At 62.5% G+C, this 22,239-nt stretch carries 20 protein-coding genes; 14 read left to right on the top strand and 6 right to left on the bottom strand.

Translation table 11 applies throughout. The features are described from left to right. The first annotated feature begins 41 nt into the window (after positions 1 to 41). From tcyJ to H045_RS22110, 13 genes are all read left to right on the top strand, one after another. Entirely contained in the window at positions 42 to 836 is a 795-nt protein-coding gene (gene tcyJ / locus H045_RS22165; RefSeq protein WP_003236048.1) for a cystine ABC transporter substrate-binding protein, read from the top strand. Next, positions 836 to 1,501 (top strand): cystine ABC transporter permease, encoded by a 666-nt coding sequence (gene tcyL, locus H045_RS22160; protein WP_003236050.1) that lies wholly within the window; start codon positions 836 to 838, stop codon positions 1,499 to 1,501. The genes tcyJ and tcyL overlap by 1 nt, the downstream gene beginning before the upstream one ends. Before the next feature lie 3 nt (positions 1,502 to 1,504). After that, positions 1,505 to 2,251, top strand: coding sequence for an L-cystine ABC transporter ATP-binding protein TcyN (tcyN, locus tag H045_RS22155; RefSeq protein ID WP_003236052.1), 747 nt, complete (start codon positions 1,505 to 1,507; stop codon positions 2,249 to 2,251). Between the two features lie 545 nt (positions 2,252 to 2,796). Beyond that, on the top strand, positions 2,797 to 3,555 hold the full coding sequence (locus H045_RS22150; protein WP_015373496.1) for a hypothetical protein: 759 nt from the start codon (positions 2,797 to 2,799) through the stop codon (positions 3,553 to 3,555). A gap of 202 nt (positions 3,556 to 3,757) precedes the next feature. Continuing rightward, on the top strand, positions 3,758 to 4,999 hold the full coding sequence (locus H045_RS22145; protein ID WP_015373495.1) for an SfnB family sulfur acquisition oxidoreductase: 1,242 nt from the start codon (positions 3,758 to 3,760) through the stop codon (positions 4,997 to 4,999). 2 nt (positions 5,000 to 5,001) lie between these two features. Beyond that, on the top strand, positions 5,002 to 6,195 hold the full coding sequence (locus H045_RS22140) for an SfnB family sulfur acquisition oxidoreductase (RefSeq protein WP_015373494.1): 1,194 nt from the start codon (positions 5,002 to 5,004) through the stop codon (positions 6,193 to 6,195). Further along, entirely contained in the window at positions 6,195 to 7,547 is a 1,353-nt protein-coding gene (locus tag H045_RS22135; protein ID WP_015373493.1) for an LLM class flavin-dependent oxidoreductase, read from the top strand. Before H045_RS22140 ends, H045_RS22135 begins: the two co-directional genes overlap by 1 nt. An 83-nt stretch (positions 7,548 to 7,630) precedes the next feature. Beyond that, on the top strand, positions 7,631 to 8,446 hold the full coding sequence (locus H045_RS22130) for a MetQ/NlpA family ABC transporter substrate-binding protein (protein ID WP_015373492.1): 816 nt from the start codon (positions 7,631 to 7,633) through the stop codon (positions 8,444 to 8,446). Then, positions 8,443 to 8,580: a hypothetical protein gene (locus H045_RS25940; RefSeq protein WP_425262176.1), complete on the top strand. Its 138-nt coding sequence runs from the start codon at positions 8,443 to 8,445 to the stop codon at positions 8,578 to 8,580. Before H045_RS22130 ends, H045_RS25940 begins: the two co-directional genes overlap by 4 nt. Positions 8,581 to 8,583: 3 nt before the next feature. After that, the gene (locus tag H045_RS22125; RefSeq protein WP_425262183.1) at positions 8,584 to 9,558 is read left to right on the top strand and encodes a methionine ABC transporter ATP-binding protein; all 975 of its coding nucleotides are present in this window, start codon (positions 8,584 to 8,586) and stop codon (positions 9,556 to 9,558) included. Next, positions 9,548 to 10,192: a methionine ABC transporter permease gene (locus H045_RS22120; protein WP_003236065.1), complete on the top strand. Its 645-nt coding sequence runs from the start codon at positions 9,548 to 9,550 to the stop codon at positions 10,190 to 10,192. Before H045_RS22125 ends, H045_RS22120 begins: the two co-directional genes overlap by 11 nt. 149 nt (positions 10,193 to 10,341) lie before the next feature. Further along, complete coding sequence (locus tag H045_RS22115) at positions 10,342 to 12,240, top strand: hypothetical protein (protein ID WP_015373491.1); 1,899 nt, start codon at positions 10,342 to 10,344, stop codon at positions 12,238 to 12,240. A 124-nt stretch (positions 12,241 to 12,364) separates the two neighbouring features. Beyond that, positions 12,365 to 12,991: a class I SAM-dependent methyltransferase gene (locus H045_RS22110; protein ID WP_003236069.1), complete on the top strand. Its 627-nt coding sequence runs from the start codon at positions 12,365 to 12,367 to the stop codon at positions 12,989 to 12,991. A 156-nt stretch (positions 12,992 to 13,147) separates the two neighbouring features. Here H045_RS22110 and H045_RS22105 read toward each other — a convergent pair whose 3' ends face one another. Genes H045_RS22105 through H045_RS22095 form a run of 3 tightly spaced genes read right to left on the bottom strand, consistent with a single transcriptional unit; the run spans position 13,148 to position 18,347 of the window. After that, positions 13,148 to 16,201, bottom strand: coding sequence for an efflux RND transporter permease subunit (locus H045_RS22105; RefSeq protein WP_015373490.1), 3,054 nt, complete (start codon positions 16,199 to 16,201; stop codon positions 13,148 to 13,150). Then, on the bottom strand, positions 16,198 to 17,268 hold the full coding sequence (locus H045_RS22100; protein ID WP_003236072.1) for an efflux RND transporter periplasmic adaptor subunit: 1,071 nt from the start codon (positions 17,266 to 17,268) through the stop codon (positions 16,198 to 16,200). Before H045_RS22100 ends, H045_RS22105 begins: the two co-directional genes overlap by 4 nt. Continuing rightward, on the bottom strand, positions 17,265 to 18,347 hold the full coding sequence (locus tag H045_RS22095; protein WP_015373489.1) for an efflux RND transporter periplasmic adaptor subunit: 1,083 nt from the start codon (positions 18,345 to 18,347) through the stop codon (positions 17,265 to 17,267). Before H045_RS22095 ends, H045_RS22100 begins: the two co-directional genes overlap by 4 nt. A 121-nt stretch (positions 18,348 to 18,468) precedes the next feature. On the opposite strand from H045_RS22095, the gene H045_RS22090 reads away from it, so the two are divergent. Beyond that, the gene (locus tag H045_RS22090; protein ID WP_015373488.1) at positions 18,469 to 19,629 is read left to right on the top strand and encodes an AAA family ATPase; all 1,161 of its coding nucleotides are present in this window, start codon (positions 18,469 to 18,471) and stop codon (positions 19,627 to 19,629) included. A gap of 126 nt (positions 19,630 to 19,755) precedes the next feature. Here H045_RS22090 and H045_RS22085 read toward each other — a convergent pair whose 3' ends face one another. The 3 genes from H045_RS22085 to H045_RS22075 form a co-directional block, all read right to left on the bottom strand. Continuing rightward, on the bottom strand, positions 19,756 to 20,538 hold the full coding sequence (locus H045_RS22085; RefSeq protein ID WP_003236078.1) for a MetQ/NlpA family ABC transporter substrate-binding protein: 783 nt from the start codon (positions 20,536 to 20,538) through the stop codon (positions 19,756 to 19,758). Between the two features lie 126 nt (positions 20,539 to 20,664). Then, on the bottom strand, positions 20,665 to 21,591 hold the full coding sequence (locus H045_RS22080; RefSeq protein WP_003236079.1) for a sigma 54-interacting transcriptional regulator: 927 nt from the start codon (positions 21,589 to 21,591) through the stop codon (positions 20,665 to 20,667). A 47-nt stretch (positions 21,592 to 21,638) separates the two neighbouring features. Then, positions 21,639 to 22,220: an alpha/beta hydrolase gene (locus H045_RS22075; RefSeq protein ID WP_015373487.1), complete on the bottom strand. Its 582-nt coding sequence runs from the start codon at positions 22,218 to 22,220 to the stop codon at positions 21,639 to 21,641. Positions 22,221 to 22,239 lie beyond the last annotated feature (19 nt).

Below are 22,239 nucleotides of genomic sequence, written 5' to 3'. Positions count from 1 at the left end.
CGTCACCTGCTTCGCTCACCATAAAAACACAGGGGCTCTTCATGACTATTTCCGCATTGCGTCGCACATTACTGGTTGGCACGTTGGGCCTGGCGCTGGGCGCCGGTCTGCTCGGCCAGGCGGTTGCCGGTGAGCAATTGGGCAACATCAAGAAAGCGGGCGAGATCAAGATCGGCCTGGAAGGCACCTACCCGCCGTTCAGTTTTGTCGATGAAAGCGGCAAGCTCACCGGTTTCGAGGTTGAGCTGTCCGAAGCCCTCGCCAAAGAGCTGGGCGTGAAGGTCAAGCTGCAGGCCACGCCGTGGGATGGCATCCTCGCCGCCCTTGAATCCAAACGCCTGGACGCCGTGGTCAACCAGGTGACCATTTCCGAAGAACGCAAGAAAAAATACGATTTCTCCAAGCCCTACACCATCTCCGGTATCCAGGCGCTGGTGCTGAAGAAGAACGCCGGCGAGATCAAGACCGCCGCCGACCTGGCTGGCAAGAAAGTCGGTGTGGGCCTGGGCACCAACTACGAACAATGGCTCAAGGACAATCAACCCAAAGCCATCATCAAGACTTACAACGATGACCCAACCAAGTTCCAGGACCTGCGCATCGGCCGCATCGACGCGATCCTGATCGACCGCCTGGCTGCGCTGGAATATGCCAAGAAAGCCCCGGACACCGCCGCTGCGGGCGATGCGTTCTCGCGCCAGGAGTCGGGCATTGCCCTGCGCAAAGGCGAGCCTGAACTGCTCGAGGCAGTGAACACCGCCCTCGACAAGCTGCGCGCCGACGGCACCTTGAAAAAGCTGTCCGAGAAGTACTTCAACGCTGACGTCACTCAATAATGGAAGCAGGCTTCCAACTCGCGCTGGACTCCGCGCCCTTTCTGCTCAAGGGCGCGTACTACACGGTCATTCTCAGCCTGGGCGGGATGTTCTTCGGTTTGCTGCTGGGCTTCGGCCTGGCCTTGATGCGCCTCTCGCGCTTCAAGCTGCTCAGTTGGACTGCCCGCGTCTACGTGTCGTTCTTTCGCGGCACGCCCTTGCTGGTGCAGCTGTTCTTGATCTACTACGGCTTGCCGCAAGTGGGCATCGAGCTGGATCCGATCCCCGCAGCCATGATCGGTTTTTCGCTGAACATGGCCGCTTACGCCTGTGAAATCCTGCGGGCCGCCATTGCGTCCATCGAGCGGGGCCAGTGGGAGGCCGCCGCCAGCATCGGCATGACCCGCGCGCAGACCCTGCGCCGGGCCATCCTGCCGCAGGCGATGCGTACCGCCTTGCCGCCGTTGGGCAACAGTTTCATTTCGCTGGTCAAGGACACCGCGCTGGCTGCCACCATCCAGGTCCCCGAGCTGTTTCGCCAGGCGCAACTGGTGTCAGCGCGCACCTTCGAAATCTTCACCATGTACCTGTCCGCGGCCCTGATCTACTGGATACTGGCCAGCATCCTGGCGCATTTTCAAAATCGCCTGGAAGACCGGGTCAACCGGCATGACCTGGAGTCTTGAAACATGATCGTGGTTGAAAAGCTGACCAAACAATTCAACGCTCAGGTGGTGCTCAACGGCATCGACCTTGAGGTCAAGGCCGGTGAAGTCGTGGCCATCATCGGCCCCAGCGGTTCGGGCAAGACCACCTTTCTGCGCTGCCTGAATTTCCTCGAAGAACCCACCAGCGGCCGTATCAAGGTGGGCGACGTCGAGATCGACGGCAGCAAACCGCTCAATCAGCAACAGGGCCTGGTGCGACGTCTTCGTCAGCACGTGGGTTTCGTGTTCCAGAACTTCAACCTGTTCCCCCACCGCACAGCGCTGGAAAACGTCATCGAAGGTCCCATCGTGGTCAAAAAGATGCCACGGGAGGCTGCCACCGAGCTGGGCCGCACGCTGCTGGCCAAGGTTGGCCTGGCAGGCAAGGAAGACGCCTACCCACGGCGCCTGTCCGGCGGTCAGCAACAGCGCGTGGCGATTGCACGGGCGCTGGCCATGGAGCCGGAAGTGATTCTGTTTGACGAACCCACCTCAGCCCTCGACCCGGAACTGGTGGGCGAAGTACTGGCGACCATTCGCAGCCTCGCCGAAGAAAACCGCACCCTGGTCATCGTCACCCACGAAATGAGCTTTGCCCGCGATGTGGCCAACCGAGTGATTTTTTTCGACAAGGGCGTGATCGTCGAACAGGGCGAAGCCAAGGCGCTGTTTGCCAACCCCAGGGAAGAACGCACCCGCCAGTTCCTGAGCAAATTCCTCGCCCACTGACACGCTCAGGCAATCCCATCCCTGTGGCGAGCGGGCTTGCCCTTATGCCGTTCAGTTAAGCGCAGATTCCCTGTGGCGAGCAGGCTTGTCCTGCGTTGGGCTGCGCAGCAGCCCCAAAACCAGGCGCTGAGCCGTATCAGGTACACCGCGTTTTGCTGGACGGGGGGCGCTTCGCACCCCAACGCGGGACAAGCCCGCTCGCCACAATAAACCCACACATTTTCCTTAACTGAACCGCATTGGGACAAGCCCGCTCGCCACATTGACGCAGCCTCGCACCCTACAGCGCTTCTACAATCCTTTGGGTAAAACACCCCGCCGCATCCACGCAAAAAACCCCATCCCGGTCAGACCCTTCTGAATCCGCAGCGCCCCGCCGTTTAGCCTTTTGCCTCCATTGACTGGCCTTGCCCAACCCTCTTATCTAACGCCCAGAGGATTGGATCCTATCCCGGCTATTTACTGAATCGTTCCTTTCGGCCCGCTTGCGCACCTGCGCCAATGGCTCGGAACGATCGCTGCTGGCTGCATCAAGGAGATGACTTATGACGCGCACCGCAACCCCGGCCATGCTGACCGCCCCAACCTTGCCCCAGGCCCTTCGAAACGGCATCAATGCCCACGCCGCCGCCCAACTGCAGGTCGATATCGCCCCCTACCCCGGGATGGAGGAAGGTGACCTGATCGAGCTGTTCTGGAACAACTGCTTCGCCGCCTCACGACGGATAACCGCATGCCGCATCGGCCAGCCCACCCGCCTGCGCATTCCGCAAAGCTTCGTGCTCGATGGCCCCGCACACGTGCATTACCAGGTCATGCAGATCGGCCACGGCCCGGCGCGCTCGGCCACCACCCAGGTACGCGTCAAGACCGACTGCCCAGGTGGACAACCGCCCGCCGTATACAGCGACGAAAACCAAAACCTCGCCCCGGTCGGCCTGCCCGAGACGATCCGTCGCCAGGGTGTCAACAGCCGCCAGGTGCACCGCGGCGTTCCCCTGACCATCGAGCCGTACCCCAACATGAGCAGCGGCGATGCGATCACCCTGCGCTGGGGCGACGTGCGCATCGACCTGCCCAAAGTCACCGCCAAGGGCGTCGGCCTGGCCGTGCAGGTGTGGGTACCGTCGAGCGTGATTATCGAAGGCGGCGACGACTGCCGGCTGGAGGTGACCTACTGCGTGCTGGACCGCGTCGGCAACAATTCGCGCTGGGCCCCCACCCGCACTCTGCGCATTGCCCCGCTGCTGCCCACCCGCCCGGCGACAGCCACGCCGGTCTATCAGCCCCGGCCGCTCGGCTAACCCTCAAACCTTGTGATCGCCCTTCTATGCATATTCCCAAAAGTTAGTTTATTTAAATATTTAACAAGTTTAGGGTATATGCACCGGACCACCGGACATTCCTGATTTTTCTGTTTTATTTCATTGAATGCGAGGTCGGTATGATCAAGATTACCCCGGTGCGTAACGCCAGGGCATTACGTGCAGCCAAGGAGCGGCGCTGATGTCTAACTTGGCTGCAACACCCCCCCAAAGTGATCTGGACGAAGCCCCGCTGCTGTTGCCGGCCGCCGTGCTGCGCAACGATGCAGAGGCGTTGAGCGCCGCCCACACGTTGGCCCAGGCGGTGCGCCAGCACGCCGCCAAGCGTGACCAACAGCGCCAGTTGCCGTGGGCGCAGCTTGAACAGTTCACCCGCAGTGGCCTGGGCAGTATTTCCATCCCCCGCGAATACGGCGGCCCCCAAGTGTCCTTCGTGACCCTGGCCGAGGTGTTCACGATCATCAGCGCGGCCGACCCGGCCCTGGGGCAGATCCCGCAGAACCATTTCGGCATCCTGCACCTGGTGCAGGGCACCGCCACGCCGCCGCAGAAAAAGCAGCTGTTCCAGAGCGTCCTCGACGGCTGGCGCATCGGCAACGGCGGCCCTGAACGCGGCACCCAAAACACCCTTGAACTCAAGGCGCGCATCACCGCCAAGGGCAACGGCTACGTGGTCAGCGGGCAGAAGTTCTATTCCACCGGCGCGCTGTTTGCGCACTGGGTCGCGATCAAGGCGCTGAACGATGACGGCAAACAGGTTCTGGCGTTTGTGCGCCGTGGCAGCGAAGGGCTGCGCATCATCGATGACTGGTCCGGCTTTGGTCAGCGCACCACCGCCAGCGGCACCGTATTGCTCGACGAGGTGGCAGTGGACGCTGAGCTGGTCATCGACAACTGGCGCATCGGCGAAAGCCCGAATATCCAGGGCGCGGTCTCGCAACTGATCCAGGCCGCCATCGATGCCGGCATCGCCCAGGGTGCGCTCGACGACACCATTGCGTTCGTACGCGAACGCTCGCGGCCGTGGATCGACGCCAAGGTCGAGCGCGCCAGTGACGACCTGTACGTGATCGCCGATATCGGCAAGCTGAAAATCGAACTGCACGCCGCCCAAGCGCTGCTGCGCAAGGCCGGCCGGGTGCTGGATGAAGTCAGCGCCGCGCCGATCACCGCGCAGTCCGCCGCATGCGCATCCATCGCAGTGGCCGAGGCCAAAGTGCTGACCACCGAAGTGGCGCTGCTGGTCAGCGAAAAGCTCTTCGAACTGGCCGGCAGCCGCGCGACGCTGGCCGAATTCAACCTTGACCGCCACTGGCGCAACGCCCGGGTGCACACCCTGCACGACCCGGTGCGCTGGAAGTACCACGCCATCGGCGCCTATCGCTTGAACGGCACCCTGCCGGCTCGCCATTCCTGGATTTGACCATGACCCTTTCCCATCACGTCGCGGTCATCACCAGCGACGAGCAAGCCCTGATTGTCGCCAACGACCTGGCTGAAGATTTTCGCCGCGACAGCGCCCAGCGTGACCGCGAACGCCGCCTGCCGCTGCCCGAGCTGGACGCGTTCTCGCGCTCGGGCCTGTGGGGCATCAGCGTGCCCCGCGAGTACGGCGGCGCGGGCGTGTCCAATGTCACCCTGGCCAAGGTTATCGCGCTGATCGCCCAGGCCGATGCCTCCCTGGGCCAGATTCCGCAAAACCACTTCTATGCGCTGCAAGTGCTGCGCGTGAATGGCAGCCCCGAGCAGCAGCAACGCCTGTACGCCGAGGTGCTGGCCGGCCAGCGTTTCGGTAACGCGCTGGCCGAACTGGGCACCAAAACCGCCCATGATCGCGTCACCCGGCTCACCCGCGACGGCGACGGATTCCGTATCACCGGCCGCAAGTTCTACGCCACCGGCGCGCTCTACGCCCAGCGCATCCCTACCTCCGTGGTGGATGAGCACGGCGTGCAGCAATTGGCCTTTGTGCCACGCGACAGCCAGGGCCTCAGCGTGATCGACGACTGGAGCGGCTTCGGCCAGCGCACCACCGGCAGCGGCTCGGTGGTGTTCGATAACGTGTGGGTCGCCGCCCGCGACGTCATCCCTTTCCAGAGCGCCTTCGAGCGCCCGACCACCGTCGGCCCGCTGGCGCAGATCCTTCACGCCGCCATCGACACCGGCATCGCCCGCGCCGCCTTTGAAGATGCGCTGCACTTTGTGCGCACCAAGACCCGCCCGTGGATCGACGCCGGCAACGACAAGGCCAGCGAAGACCCACTGACCTTGAAGAGCTTCGGCCACCTGAGCATCCGCCTGCACGCGGCCGAGGCACTGCTTGAACGGGCCGGCGAATGCCTCGACCGCGCCCAGGCCGACAGCAATGCCGAGACGGTCGCCGCCGCCTCGATTGCGGTGGCCGAAGCGCGTGCCCTGAGCACAGAAATTTCCCTGGCTGCCGGCAGCACCCTGTTCGAACTCGCCGGCAGCCAGGCCACCCTGGCCGAGCATGGCCTTGACCGTCACTGGCGCAATGCGCGGGTGCACACCCTGCACGACCCGGTGCGCTGGAAGTATCACGCGGTAGGCAATTACTACCTCAACGATGAAAACCCGCCGCTGCGGGGGACCCTCTGATGGCGAAGAAAAAGATCCTGCTCAATGCCTTCAACATGAACTGCATCGGGCATATCAACCACGGCCTGTGGACCCATCCACGGGACACCTCCACCCACTACAAAACCATCGAGTACTGGACCGACCTGGCAAAAACCCTGGAACGCGGTCTGTTCGACGGCCTGTTCATTGCCGATATCGTTGGTGTGTACGACGTCTACCAGCATTCCATCGACGTGCCGCTCAAGGAGTCCATCCAGTTGCCGGTCAACGACCCGTTGCTGCTGGTGTCGGCCATGGCGGCAGTCACCCGAAACCTCGGCTTCGGCCTCACCGCCAACCTCACCTACGAGCCGCCGTACCTGTTCGCCCGGCGCATGTCGACGCTGGATCACCTGAGCCGTGGCCGGGTGGGCTGGAACATCGTCACCGGCTACCTCGACAGTGCGGCCAAGGCCATGGGCCTGACTGAACAGGTCGAGCATGACCGCCGTTACGACCAGGCCGATGAGTACCTGCAAGTGCTCTACAAACTCTGGGAAGGCAGCTGGGAAGACGACGCCGTGCTCAACGATCCGGCGCAACGGATCTATGCCCAGCCGGGCAAGGTGCACAAGGTCGAGCACCACGGCGAGTTCTACCAGGTGGAAGGCTATCACCTGTGCGAGCCGTCGCCGCAGCGCACGCCGGTGCTGTTCCAGGCTGGCAGTTCGGACCGTGGCCTGCTGTTCGCCGGGCGCCATGCCGAGTGCGTGTTCATCAGCGGCCAGACCAGGGCCGCGACCAAGGCGCAGGTGGACAAGGTGCGCGCCAGTGCGGTGCAAGCCGGGCGCAATGCACACGACATCAAGGTGTTCATGGGCCTCAATGTGATCGTCGGCGCCACCGAGGAGCTGGCTTGGGCCAAGCACGCCGAGTACCTGAGCTACGCCAGCGCGGAGGCCGGCGTGGCGCATTTCGCCGCGTCCACTGCGATTGATTTTGCCGAATACGAACTGGACGAACCGATCCAGTACGTGAAGAGCAACGCCATCCAGTCGGCCAGCAAAACCCTGCAGAACAACGACTGGACCCGGCGCAAGTTACTGGAGCAGCACGCTCTGGGCGGTCGCTACATCACCCTGGTGGGCTCGCCGGAACAGGTGGCCGATGAGCTGGAATTGTGGATCAGCGAAACCGGGCTGGATGGTTTCAACCTGACCCGAATCGTCACGCCGGAAAGCTATGTGGATTTCATTGACCTGGTGGTGCCGGAGTTGCAAAGGCGTGGGTCGTACAAGACCGAATACGAGGCCGGCACGCTGCGCGAAAAAGTCTTCCACGCCGGCTCCCGCCTTCCCAAACAACACACCGGCTCCACCTACCGCCACTGAATTGGAAATGTGGGCGGTGGCAGGCCCCCTCCCACAGTGGATCTTCATTGTTTGCACCTACACCTCATGACTGGAAATCGACCATGAAAAAAACGCTGCGCTCCCACCCAGTCAAAGCACTGGCCCTGGCCTTCGGCTTGATCAGCTCGACAGTGTTCGCCGCCGATACGCCGCTCAAGGTCGGTACCACCGCCGCCTTCGCCATTCCCCTTGAGGCCGCCGTTGCCGAAGCCGGCAAGCAGGGTCTGAACGTCGAACTGGTGGAGTTCACTGACTGGATCGCGCCCAACGTCAGCCTGGCCGCCGGCGACATCGACGTGAACTACTTCCAGCACATTCTTTTTCTGGAAAACGCCAAGGCCGCCGCAGGTTTCGACCTGGTGCCGTACGCGCCGGGCATCATCAATAACGTCGGGCTGTATTCGAAAAAATACAAAACCATTGCAGAGCTGCCCCAGGGCGCCAGCGTGGCGATTGCCAACGACCCGATCAACAGCGGTCGTGGCCTGCAACTACTGGCCAAGGCCGGGCTGATCACCCTCAAGCCGGGCGTAGGCTACAAGGCCACCGAAGAAGACATCGTCAGCAACCCAAAAAAGCTGAAGATCCTGCAAGTGGAAGCCGTGCAACTGGTGCGCGCCTATGACGACGCCGACCTGGTGCAGGGCTACCCGGCGTATATCCGCCTGTCCAAGACCTTCGATGCCGAGTCGGCATTGCTGTTCGACGGCCTGGACCACCCGGAATACGTGATCCAGTTCGTGATCCAGCCCAAGAGCAAAACCGACCCGCGCGTGATCAAGCTCGTCGACATTTACCAGCATTCGCCCGTGGTACGCGCCGCCCTGGATAAATCCCTCGGCACGCTCTACCAGGTAGGCTGGGAAGGTAAACAATGAGCGCCGCCAATGCCCGACTTCGCAACCTGGACACACCGCCCAGGGACGCCGAACAGACCCAGCTGCACCCTGAACTGAACCGCGCCCATGTGCGTTTCATCAACCTGGGCAAGACCTACGACGGCACCGTGTAGGCCCTGCACGGCATCGACCTGGCGATCCAGCGCGGCGAGGTGTTCGGCATCATCGGCCGCAGCGGCGCCGGCAAATCCTCGCTGATTCGCACCATCAACCGTCTGGAACAGCCCAGCAGCGGGCGTGTGCTGATCGATCAGGTGGACATCGGCGACTTCGACGAAGACCGCCTGGTGGCGCTGCGCAGGCGCATCGGCATGATCTTCCAGCACTTCAACCTGATGTCGGCCAAGACCGTGTGGCAGAACGTCGAACTGCCACTCAAGGTGGCCGGTATCCCCAAGCCGCAGCGCGAGCAAAAGGTGCGCGAGCTGCTGGAACTGGTGGGCTTGCAGGACAAGCACAAGGCCTACCCGGCGCAACTGTCCGGCGGGCAAAAGCAGCGCGTGGGCATCGCCCGTTCGCTGGTGCACGACCCCGAGATACTGCTGTGCGACGAGGCCACCTCGGCCCTCGACCCGGAAACCACCCAGTCGATCCTCGCCCTGCTGCGTGAGATCAACCGCCGCCTGGGCCTGACCATTGTGCTGATCACCCACGAAATGGCGGTGATCCGCGACATCTGCGACCGCGTGGTGGTGCTCGAGCACGGCAAAATCGTCGAGCAAGGCCCGGTGTGGCAAGTGTTCGGCAGCCCGCAACATACGGTGAGCCAAACCCTGCTGGCGCCCTTGCAGCATGCTTTGCCGCAGGAACTGCAAAGCCGTTTGCAACCGACGCAGGTATCGGCAGACGCGGCCGTGGTGCTGCGTTTGCAGTTCACCGGCAGCGCCACCGACGAACCGGACCTGGCCGCGCTGTTCGGCGCCCTCGGCGGGCGCGTGCGCTTGCTGCAGGGCGGCGTGGAGCGAATTCAGGGCCATGCCCTGGGGCAATTGCTGCTGGCGGTGAATGGCTCGGCTCATAGCGCCGAAGAACTGCGTAACCGCGCCGCGAACTGGGCGCAACAGGCGCAGGTGCTGGGCTATGTGGTTTGATCGTTTGGTGCAGGGTGCCATCGACACCTTGTTGATGGTCGGCGTGTCGTCACTGATCGCATTGCTGGTGGGCATTCCGCTTGCGGTGTTCCTGGTGACCAGCGACAAGGGCGGGATCTATCAGGCCCCGGCCTTGAACCGCGTGCTGGGGGCGTTCGTCAATCTGTTCCGCTCGATTCCGTTTCTGATTCTGATGGTGGCGCTCATCCCCTTCACTCGCCTTATCGTCGGCACCACCTACGGCGTCTGGGCCGCCGTGGTGCCACTGACCATCGCCGCTACGCCGTTTTTTGCACGGATCGCCGAGGTGAGTCTGCGTGAGGTCGATCACGGCCTGATCGAAGCCGCACAGGCCATGGGTTGCAGGCGCTGGCACATCATCCGGCACGTGCTGTTGCCGGAGGCGTTGCCGGGCATCGTCGGCGGGTTCACGATTACCCTGGTGACGATGATCAACTCATCGGCCATGGCCGGGGCGATTGGCGCCGGTGGCTTGGGCGACATTGCCTACCGCTACGGGTATCAGCGCTTTGACACGCAGATCATGCTGACCGTGATTGTGCTGCTGGTGGTGCTGGTGACGGTGATTCAGTTGGGTGGAGATCGGTTGGCGCGGGTGCTCGACAAGCGCTGAATGGCAAGGGTCTGCATCGCCTTGTGGGCGATGCAACCACTCGTCGCCACTGTCAATTCTGACAGTAGATTCAATTAACCTCACAAGCGCTTCATTCACCTTGCCCGTTGCGCAGCCAGTGCGCGACTCAACCCAGCAAGGTGATGGTTATGACCACTCCAACTCAATTACTCCCGACGCCGCCCTATTCGGTCTATCCCGCCATACCGTTAACCGCTACCCCGTACCCGGAAACCTCGGACTGGGGCCTGGGCCGGCGCGAGACGGACCCTAATGCCCTGTTTACCTTTGAAAATTGGCAGGCGTCCGTTCAAAACGACAGCTTCGCGATCTATTGGGGCACTTCGCCGATACCTGTGGCTCAGGACATCGTCAAGAACATTGCCAATCGCTATAACCTGACGATCCCAGGTACAAAAATTCCCGAAGGCGAATCCCAAGTAGTCGGCGAAGTGACACGCGCTGCAAGCGGGCAACTGGAAGCTTCATTTCCTGAACTTTATCTGGTCAAGACCCAGCGCCCCGGCGGACTCACTTTCTGGGCTTCGGAGCACTACCACCGCGGGTTGCACCTGACGGTCGATGGGTTGCCGGATGGCTCGATCATTAATCAGGCCAATACCCAGGTCGGGCTGTGGTGCCTGATCAAACCGTACGAAAACATTCGCAAGAACGACACCATTACAGTCGCCTATGGCGCATCCACCATCGATCATATTGTCAGCCCCGCCGAGGCCGCGGGGACGGCGCCGATTCGCATCTTTATCAGCCCACAGGTGATCAAGCAGGGCAATCAGTTCGGTCCGGTTGGTGTGGCGTTCATGGTACGAGACGTGGTGAACAACGTCTCCGGGGAGACGTACGCGTACTCCAAGCCCTATATTCTGGAGAGTGAGCTGGACGTCACTCTGCTCAGGCCGCCGGCGTTCATGCTCGACGGTGCCGTAAAGTCCACGGTCGACCTTGATCAACCCAGCGCGCAGCGCTACGAAGCACAGGTCACTTTGCCTGTAGACCCTCTGGCCCCCATCCCCCCTAACCAGATCGTACTGGTCGTGACGGTGACGCAGAAAACCCAACCCGGCACGTCCTCGCGCACCGTGCGCCTGCCTGCCGTTACCGACAAGAACCAGGGCTCGGAAATCCTCACGATCCCCACCGACCTCATCGCCTCGATGACCGACGGCACCCTGCGCATGTTTGTCGAGTGGCAAGCCGCTGATGGCACGCTGCTGAATCGCTCGGGCAGCACGGTGGTGAGGGTCGTGGGCACCGCTGCACTGGTTCTCCCGGCACCCGCGTTCGAAAACAAGCCCGGGCCTCGGACGATCGCCCCGGAGAACTATCCTAACGGTGCGGTTGTGGCAGTGAAGTACCAGGGCATGAACTCTACCCACGTGATCAGCCTCAACTGGACCTTTGCCAATGGTTCCAGCGCCGCTATTCCGGTGCAGACGGGCAACGCCAGCGGTACTGTTCTCTTCAACATCAGCCCGCAACTTATTTCTCAAAGCATGGGCCAGGTTGTCAACTTGAGTTACGAGGTGACGACAAGCATCAAAACATCCGTGTCGGGCAACCAGCAACTGAAGGTTCAAGGTAAAGAACTGGTCAACGACACCAGTACGTTTGCCGACGGTTCCTATGCCGGCTGGGAGCGGGGCCCTGCAGGAGCGGACCCACGAAACCTGAAATTCGTGAACGATAATGGAAAGCTGATCCTGTTCAACAATACGTTCACTAATAAATCGGCGGGTGTCTTGCTTAAAAAGCGCTTCACGAATCTTCGTGTAGGCACCACCTATGTATTCAGTGTGCAAGTCAGTCGGTGGAGTGAAGATTTCGCCTACCCGATTGGTTTTCTGCAAACGAGCCAGGGCGAGAAGACCACTCCACTGACGATTACGACGGATTACCCCTACTTCCAGTCGATGTCACTGTCCTTTGTCGCTCAAGGTACCGACATTGACCTCATGTATGTCAGCGCCCAGGATAGCGGCGTCGGCAATGACTACGTCCTGCGCAACTTTGTGGTGGAGCGAACCTAGCTTTTCAACGTGACGACACCTCGATGCATTTGAGCGGAACAGGCGCAGAGGCTGTTCCGTTTTTATTTAGGGCGCCGCCGTGGCGTATAGTCACGCTCTTAGCCACCACGCCGAAGCCCCCACCGTGAAACTCGCCCCTGACGACCTCGACCAGATCACCTCCACCACCCTGGGCCATTACAACCAGGTGGCCGAGGACTTTCGCGAAGGCACCCGCGACCACGATGTGAGCCAGAATATCGAAGCGCTGCTGCGCCACATCCAGGGCAATGCGCCGTTCACCCTGCTGGATTTTGGCTGCGGGCCGGGGCGGGATCTGCAGACGTTTACACGCATGGGGCATGTCGCCGTCGGCCTGGACGGGTCCGAGCGCTTTGCGCAGATGGCGCGCGAGGACAGCGGCTGCGAGGTCTATCAGCAGGACTTCCTCAAGCTGGAGCTGCCCGCCGCACGCTTCGACGGGATCTTCGCCAATGCGGTGCTGTTTCATATCCCCAAGCAGGAATTGCCGCGCGTGCTCACGCAGTTGCATGGCGCGTTGAAGCCGGGCGGCGTGTTGTTCAGCTCCAACCCGCGCGGGAACAACCGTGAAGGCTGGAATGGGCCGCGCTATGGTTCCTATCACGACCTGCAGGCGTGGCAATCCTTGCTGACCACAGCCGGTTTTGTGGAACTGGAACATTACTACCGCCCGGCCGGGCTGCCCCGCGATCAGCAACCGTGGCTGGCGAGCGTCTGGCGCAAAGCTTAAGACCACCAGCGCAGGCAAGCCCGCTCGCCACAATAAGCCCACACATTTTCCTTAACTGAACGGCATTAAGGCTTGCCCCGCTCCCACAAAGAGATGCATTCCAACTGTGGGAGCTGGCTTGCCTGCGATGACGCCTTCACAGGCAACACATCCACATCAGGTCTGGTCCTGCCTGGGCTCGCGAATCTTGTACCAGGCCACATACAGCGCCGGCAAAAACAACAGCGTCAGCAGCGTGGCGATGATGATCCCGCCAATCATCGCGTACGCCATCGGCCCCCAGAACACTTCCCGCGCAATCGGAATCATGCCCAGGCTGGCCGCCGCAGCCGTGAGCAGGATCGGCCGGCGCCGGTGCTCGGTGGCTTCCACCACCGCATCCCACGGCGTGTAGCCGGCCACTTCATATTCATGAATTTGCGTCACCAGAATCACCGAGTTGCGGATGATGATGCCGATCAGCGCCAGAATGCCGAGGATCGCCACAAAGCCCATGGGCGTGCCGGTGGGAATCAGCGCCAGCACCACGCCGATCAGCCCCAGCGGCGCCACGCTGGCCACCAGGAACATCTTCTGCACGCTGTGCAACTGGATCATCAGGAAGGTCGCCATCAAAAACAGCATCAACGGCACCACTCGGGCAATCGGGCCCTGGGCCTTGCCGCTTTCTTCCACGGTGCCGCCGGTGGCGACCTTGTAGCCCACCGGCAGACCGGCGCTGAACGTGTCGATCTCGGGCTTGAGTTGTTTGACCAGGTCGGTCGGCTGTATCTCATCGCGCACCGAGGCCTTGACCGTGATGGTCGGCTTGCGGTCGCGGCGCCACACCAGCGGCTGCTCCAGCTCGTAGCGCACGGTGGCGAACGCCAGCAGCGGAATCGACGTGCCGTTGGGCGTGACAATCTGCAGGTTCTGCAGGGTTTCGGGCGTACCGCGTTCGGCGTCTTCGGCGCGACCGACCACGTTGATCAGGTAGATGTCGTCGTGCACCTGAGTCACCGAGGCACCACTGACCACGCTGTTCATCAGCTGCGCCACGTCTTCCGACGACAGCCCCAACTGCCGCGCCTTGTCCTGAGCAATGTCGATGCGCAGCACTTTGCCCGGCTCGTTCCAGTCGTAGATCATCTCGCCCAGGTGATCGTTCTGGTCAAGCAGGGTTGCCAGTTCGATGGCGTGCTTGCGCACCTGGTCGATGTCCTGGCCCGACACGCGGTACTGAATCGGCCGCCCCACCGGCGGGCCCATTTCCAGCGGCTGCACATAGCTGCCGATGCCGACAAAGTCATCACGCAAACGCTTTTGCAGACGCGCGATCAACGCGCCGCGTTCCTCCAGGCCCTTGCTGACGATCACCAACTGCGCGTAGTACGGGTTTTCCAGTTGCTGGTCGAGGGGCAGGTAGAAACGGATCGCGCCCTGCCCGATGTAGGTGCTCCAGCGCTCGATATCCGGGTCGTCCTTGATGATCGCCTCAAGGCGGTCGACGGCCTTGCGGGTTTCGTTGATCGACGCGTTTTGCGGCAGGTTCAGGTCAACGAGCACTTCCGGACGGTCCGACGACGGGAAAAACTGGTTCTGCACGAACTGCATGGAGAACACCGACGCCACGAACAGCGCGACGGTAATGCCGATGGCCCACCAGCGGTTGCGCATCGCCCACAGCATGCCGCCGTTGAAGGCGCGGCCGATACGCCCCGGCTCACCGTTATGCGGCTTCACATTGGCGCTGAGGATATGCACGCCGATCACCGGCGCAAACAGCACCGCCACCACCCACGACACCAGCATGGCCACGGCAATCACCGCGAACAGCGTGAACGTGTATTCCCCCGCCGAACTGGCGTTGAGGCCGATGGGCACAAAGCCGGCCACGGTCACCAGCGTACCGGTGAGCATCGGGAACGCCGTGGAGGTGTAGGCGTAGGTCGCCGCCTGCTCCTTGGTTTCGCCTTTTTCCAGGCGCGTGATCATCATCTCCACGGTGATCATCGCGTCGTCCACCAGCAGGCCGAGGGCGATGATCAGCGCGCCCAACGACACGCGCTGCATGGTGATGCCGCTGTATTCCATGAACACGAACACCAGCGCCAGCACCAGCGGAATCGAACACGCCACCACCAGGCCCGCACGCATGCCGAGGCTGATGAAGCTCACCACCAACACGATGATCACCGCTTCGAACAACGCGCTGGTGAAGCCGCCGACGGCTTCTTCCACCACCTCAGCCTGGTCGGACACCTTGTGCACGCCCACGCCCACCGGCAGGTCCGCGGTCAGCTCGTCCATGCGCGTGTGCAGCGCCTTGCCGAACGACTGGATATTGCCGCCCTTCTGCATGGCAATCGCCAGACCGATTGCCGGTTTGCCGTTGAAGCGGAACATCGGCCGCGCGGGGTCGACGTAGCCACGGCTGATCTCGGCGATATCGGCCAGGCGGTAGAAGCGGTCATTGAGGCGCAGGTTGACGTTGGCCAGGTCCTTCTCCGAGGCAAACTGCCCGGAGGTGCGCACGGAAATCCGCTCCGGCCCCGCCTCGATCACCCCGGCGGGCGTCACCGCGTTCTGCGATTGCAGACTTTGCACCACCTGACGCTGATCAACCCCCAACGCCGCGAGTTTGCGCGTGGAGAAATTGAGGTAGATCACTTCGTCCTGCTGGCCGATCATCTCGACCTTGCCCAACCCAGGCACCGCACGGATCTCGGCGCGCACCTGCTCCACATAGTCACGCAGCTGGCGCATCGACAGGCCGTCGCCGGTAAAGGCATACACCGAGCCGAACACGTCACCGAACTCATCGTTGAACGACGGCCCCTGCAACCCCTGGGGGAAGCTGCCACGAATGTCGTCGATCTTCTTGCGCACCTGGTACCAGGTGTCCGGGATGTCCTTGGCGCTGGTGGTGTCCTTGAGGAACACGAACACCGTGGACTCGCCCGGTCGCGTATAGCTTTTCACGTAGTCGAGGGCGTCGAGTTCTTCGAGTTTCTTCTCGATGCGGTCGGTGACCTGTTTGAGGGTTTCTTCCTGGGTCGCGCCCGGCCAGCGCGTCTGGATCACCATGGTCTTGATGGTGAACGAAGGGTCTTCCTCGCGCCCCAGGTTCATGTAAGAAAACACGCCCATCAGCAGCGCGACGAACATCAGGTACCAGACGAAGGACTGATGCTTGAGGGCCCAGTCAGATAAGTTGAAGCTGCGTTTCATCGCGGGCTGTCCTTGTCGATTTTGACTTTCTGCCCGGGTTTCAGGCTGTTCACGCCGGCGATGACGATGCGCTCGCCAGGCTTGACCCCGCCCTTGAGCAGGGCGCTGTCGCTGTCACGGCTGAGCACCGTGACGTCGCGCGGCTGCACCGTCTGGCTCTGGGTGTCGAGCAGCCAGATGCGGGTGGCGCCGTCGACTTCCTGCAAGGCGCTCAGCGGCAGCTCGATACGCGGCGCAATGGCGCTGCTCAAGGTGACGCTGATCGCCGTGCCCAGGCGGAAGGCGGGCGGCGTCTCGGCCAGGGTCAGCCGCGCGCGACGGGTGCGCGTGGCGCTTTGGGCCTGGGGTTCGATCTCGCGCACGATGGCGGTGGTGTTGACGTTGGGGTCGAGCTGCCCCGCCACAATAAACACCACATCCGCTGGCAGACGCTCGGCGAGGCCCGCCGGCAGGTCGATCACCGCTTCCTTGACGTCCGGGCGGGCCAGGGTCACCACTTGCTGACCGGCCGTCACCACCTGACCCGCCTCGGCGTTCCAGGCGGTGACGATGCCGGCATGGTCGGTGCGCAGCTCGGCGTAGTTGAGCTGGTCCCTGGCCTGATTGACCGAGGACTGGGCTTGCTCAAGGGTGGCGCGGGTGGTTTTCAGGTCGGTTTGGGCCACATCCAACTGGGCTTGGGCGCCGACGCCACGGTTGAACAGCTCCTGCTGACGGCGCGCGTTGGCCTGGGCATTGATGTATTGCGCCTGCACGCGGGCGAGGTCGCCCTGGGCGGCGCGCAGCTGGTTTTGCTGATCGGTGGGGTCGAGCACGGCGAGCAGAGCGCCCTTCTCCACTTCGGCGCCCACGTCCACGGCGCGCCGCGCAATGCGGCCGGGCACGCGAAAGCCCAAGTTGCTTTCATAGCGGGCCTGGATGGTGCCGGCGAAGCGGCCGAGGGTTTCCTGATCTTGCGCCTTCACTTGCATTGACAGCACCGGGCGCACCGGCTCGGGCGGCGCTTCTTCCTTGGAACAGGCCGCCAGTAACAGGCCGGCGGCGAGCAGAACGGTCAGGCGCTTCATGGCTGCGCTCCTGGCTGGGCGATCTCGACGAGCATGCCGGGGTGCAGCAACTGCCCGCCCGCCACCACGACTTTTTCACCGCCCTTGAGGCCGTCGCCAATGATCACTTTGCCGGTGAGGTAGCGCGCAACGCTGACCTTGTGCAACTGCGCCTTGCCGTCGCCGTCCACCAACCATACGGCAGGGTCGTTGATGTCTTTGGTCAGGGCCGACCAAGGCAGCTCGACACTCGGCGCGGCCTTGCCTTTGGCGGTCGCGCTCACCACCGAACCCAGCCGCATGCCCTCGGGCAGGCTTTGCAGGGCAATCTTGACTTGCACGGTACCCGTATTGGCGGCCACGGCCGGGGTGACTTCGCGCACCTTGCCCACCGCCTGAATGCTCGGGTTGTCGAGCAGGCTCACGGTGATCGGCGTCTGGGGCGCCGGCTCCACCAGCAGCGATTCATAAACGTTGAACACCGCGTCGCGCTCGCCATCGGTGGCCAGGCTGAAAATCGGCAGCGTGGCCTGCACCACCTGACCCACCTCGGCCTGGCGCGCCGTGATCACACCGGGGGCGTCGGCAATCAGCGCGGTGTAGCCCAGTTGTTCACGGGCATTGGCCAGCTGCGCCTGGGCGGCGGCCAATGCGCTTTGGCTGCCGCGCAAGGCGGCCTGGGCCGAATCGTATTCACTGCGGCTGGTGTAGCCCTTGGGCAGCAGTTTTTCCTGGCGCACGAAGGCGGCGGCGGTCTGCTTGACCCGCGCCTGCTCGGCCACCACCTGGGCCTGGGCCGAATCGACATTGGTCTGCAGATCCTTGGGGTCGAGCCTGGCCAGCACTTGTTTGGCCGTGACCCGGTCGCCCACATCGACCATGCGCTGGATGATCTTGCCGCCGACGCGAAAGGACAGGTCGGTCTGCACACGGGCCTGGATATCGCCGGTCAGGGTGACCGCTGCGGCGAAATCCGCAGGCGCAACGGTTTGCACAAAGACCCGGGAATGCTGCTTGGGCTCGGCGTTTTCTTCACTACAGCCGCTCAATAGGGCCAGTAGACCGAATCCGAAAATACAGGTGGAAATACGACCGCCCATGCAGGCTCCTTTTGCGTGATGCCGACTTGCCAGTGTGTATGCGACTGTGAGCGTAGTTCAGGGTTCCTTATCTGCATGGAGGCTTACATGCTCCGATGGTTCCCACGCCGAATGAATCCCCATGCTCAAGACCCTCGCGGTGGCCAACTACCGCTCGATCAATAAGTTGGTGGTGCCGCTTGATCGCTTGAACCTGATCACCGGGCCCAATGGCAGCGGCAAATCCAACCTCTATCGAGCCTTGCGCCTGCTCGCCGAAACCGCCCAGGGCGGGGTGATCAATGCACTGGCCAGCGAGGGTGGACTGGATTCCACGTTCTGGGCCGGGCCGGAGACTATCAGCCGGCGCATGCGCAGTGGCGAGGTGGCGGTCGAGCCCAGCGTGCGCCAGGGCGTCAAACGCCTGCGCCTGGGCTTTGCCGCCGAGGATTTCAGCTATGCCATCTCGTTAGGGCTGCCTGAACCCAGTGCGTCGTATTTCTCGCTGGACCCGCAAGTGAAAAAGGAATGCATCTGGGCCGGCCATATCTACCGCCCGGCCAGCTTGCTGGTGCAGCGCTCGGGGCCGATGGTGCGCGCCCGTGAAGGCCGGGCCTGGGATGTGCTGGCCCAGCACACGCCGAATTACCAGAGCCTGTTCGACCAGGTCGGTAGTTTGCGCGGCTCGCCGGAGGTGTTGCTGCTGCGCGAGAGTATTCGCGGCTGGCGCTTTTATGATCACTTTCGCAGTGACGTGGATGCGCCGGTCCGTCAGCCGCAACTGGGTACACGCACGCCCGTGCTGCATCACGACGGCCGCGATCTGGCGGCGGCGCTGCAAACCATTCGCGAGATCGGCGACCCCGAGGCGTTGCAGCGCGCGATCAGTGATGCATTTCCCGGCGCGCGGCTGAATATCGAGCCGTTGCAGGGTGGACGCTTCGCCATCGAGTTTTATCAGGACGGGTTGCTGCGGCCATTGTCGGCGGCGGAGTTGTCCGACGGCACCTTGCGCTATCTGCTGCTGATCGCCGCGCTGCTGACACCAAGGCCGCCGAGCATGATGGTGCTAAACGAGCCGGAGACCAGCCTGCATCCGGATTTGCTGCCGGCATTGGCACGCTTGATTATCCAGACATCGCAGCGGTGCCAGGTGTGGGTGGTGTCCCATGCCAGCCGATTGATTGCCGCACTGGAGCAGGATGAGGGGTGTAACTCGATTGTGTTGGAGAAGGTGATGGGGCAGACGCAAATTGTCGGGCAAGGAATGTTGGATGCGCCAGCGTGGCACTGGCCGGAGTAGTTTTGGCCTGTACAGGCCTCGTCGGGGGCAAGCCTCCTCCACCGTTTTGATTGGGCCTTAAACAAAAAAAACGCCGACGCTGTAGAAGCCGTCGGCGTTGAAACCTTGAAGGGGTATTGCGTTACATCAGAACGCCGGCAACACCGCGCCGCCGTATTTCTTCTCGATGAAGGCTTTCACTTCCGGGCTGGTCAGCGCCTTGGCCAGTTTCTGGATGGCGTCGCTGTCCTTGTTGTCCGGGCGGGCCACCAGGAAGTTCACGTACGGCGATTTGGCGTCTTCGATGATCAGCGCGTCCTTGGCCGGGTTGAGACCGGCTTCCAGGGCGTAGTTGGTGTTGATCAGCGCCAGGTCAACCTGGTCGAGCATGCGTGGCAGCAGGGCCGATTCCAGCTCGCGGAACTTCAGGTGTTTCGGGTTGCTGGCGATGTCTTTTGGTGTGGACAGCGCATTGGTCGGGTCTTTGAGGGTGATCACGCCGTTCTTTTGCAGCAGCAGCAGGGCACGGCCGCTATTGGAGCCCTCGTTCGGAATGGCAACCGTGGCGCCGTCCTTGAGGTCTTCGATTTTGGTGATTTTTTTCGAGTAGGCGCCGAAGGGTTCGACGTGCACGCCGATCACGGTGACCAGGTTGGTGCCCTTGCCCTTGTTGAAGTTTTCCAGGTACGGCAGGGTCTGGAAGTAGTTGGCGTCCAGACGCTTCTCGGCCACCTGCACGTTAGGCTGTACGTAGTCGGTGAAGACTTTGACCTGCAGGTCGACGCCTTCCTTGGCCAGCGTCGGCTTGACCAGCTCGAGAATCTCGGCGTGCGGCACCGGGGTGGCGGCCACCACCAGTTTCTCGTTGGCCTGGGCAAAGCCGGCAGTCAGGGCAGCCGCCAGTGCGGTAAACAGCAAAACCTTTTTCATGCAGTGTCCTTAATCGAAAGTGCGGGGCGTCTCTGACGACCGTTTTGGGTAAGGTGCCAGCGATGTGCTATCGCTGCGTGAAGCGGACAATACCGATATTTTTTATTCCCGAACAATATCTTTTATTCACGTTGATATGCCATTTTGCTCATGCAGGAATTTACGCAAGGTTTCCTGTTCTGCAGGGCCGGCGTTCTGGTAAATCCGTCGCAGTTGCTCCAGCGGTGAACCGGCCACCGGCAGGTTCAGATGCTCCGGCAGGATTTCGTCGCCGCTGCTCACCAGTAACGCGAAGTGAATAACGTTTTCCAGCTCACGGGTATTGCCCGGCCAGCTGTGCTGTTCCAGCACGCGCTGGGCGGCCTCGCTGATCAACGGCACCGGCAACTCCAGGCGCTGACTGTAGATGCCAAGAAAATATTCGGCCAGGGACAGGATGTCGCCCACCCGCTCGCGCAGCGCCGGCAACTCCAGCTTGCCTTCGCTCAGGTAATGAAACAGCCGCTCATTGAATTTGCCGGCCGCCACGGCCTGGGCCAGGTCGATGCTGGTGGCCGCCACCAGGCGCACGTCCACCGGGCTGGGCTGCTGGGCGCCGACGCGGGTGACTTCGTGGTTCTCCAGGGCCGCGAGCAGCTTGACCTGGATAGGCAACGGCAGGTCGCCGATCTCATCCAGGTACAAGGTGCCGCCATTGGCCGAACCAAACCAGCCGGCGCGGCTGCTCACCGCGCCGCTGTGGCTGCCGGCGGCATAGCCAAACAGTTCGGCGTCGGCATAAGTCGGGCTGATCGCGCCACAGTTGACCGACACAAACAGCCCGCTGCGATCACTGCCTCGGTGGATATGCCGCGCCAGCAGCTCCTTGCCGCTGCCGGTCTCGCCGCGAATCAACACGGGCAAGGCACGTGGGGCGAGGCTTTCGAGGTCTTCGCGCAGTTGCCGCGAACGCGGATCGACAAACACCAGCGCCTTGGCGCGGATGCTCAGCGGGCTTTTTTCGGCGTCGGGGAAGGTCAGCAATGGCTGGCCGAACGTTTCATGCAGACTCATGGCAGGCTCCCGCCCCAATCCACTCAGGGACGGGGCGTTGAAAAATTTTATGCGCTACGCCGGGCGTGGTGCTCAAGGCGGCTTTGCAGGCGATAGAGGTAGGCGAAACCCTGCTCCCAGCGCTGGTGACCGGACTTCACGTTGATATGCCCGGCACCGGACAAAATGCCCGCTTCGGCCCCCCAGTTGCGGGCCAGCTCCAGCGCACGCGGGGCGCTGACGGCACTGTCGTTGTCGGAACCGACCACCTGACTGGGAAACGGCAGCAGGTCGGTCGGGATCGGCGCGAAGTTGCGCAGGGCCGGCGCACAGGCCGGGCGTTCGACGTCCGCCGGGGCCACCAGCAAGGCGCCGCGCACCTGCCGCAAAAAGTGCAGGGGCGCGGTCGCCGCCCAGTGGGCCACGGTAATGCAGCCCAGGCTGTGGGCGATAAGAATCACCGGTGTGCTGTCGGCCGCGATGGCCTCGGCCAGCGCAGCCACCCAGTCTTCACGGCGCGGGGTCAGCCAGTCGGCCTGCTCCACCCGCGCACTGTTGGGCAGGCCGTTCTGCCAGTGACTTTGCCAATGTTCTTCTGGCGATCCTTGCCAGCCCGGCACGATCAGGTAACGAATCGACTCGCTGTGCATGGGCGTGCCCTCCTGCAGC

The sequence above is a fragment of the Pseudomonas poae RE*1-1-14 genome, assembly GCF_000336465.1.
GTDB classification, from domain to species: domain Bacteria; phylum Pseudomonadota; class Gammaproteobacteria; order Pseudomonadales; family Pseudomonadaceae; genus Aquipseudomonas; species Aquipseudomonas poae.
The sequence above is the reverse complement of the archived record's forward strand: the minus strand, read 5'-3'. Positions and strand labels throughout refer to the sequence as shown.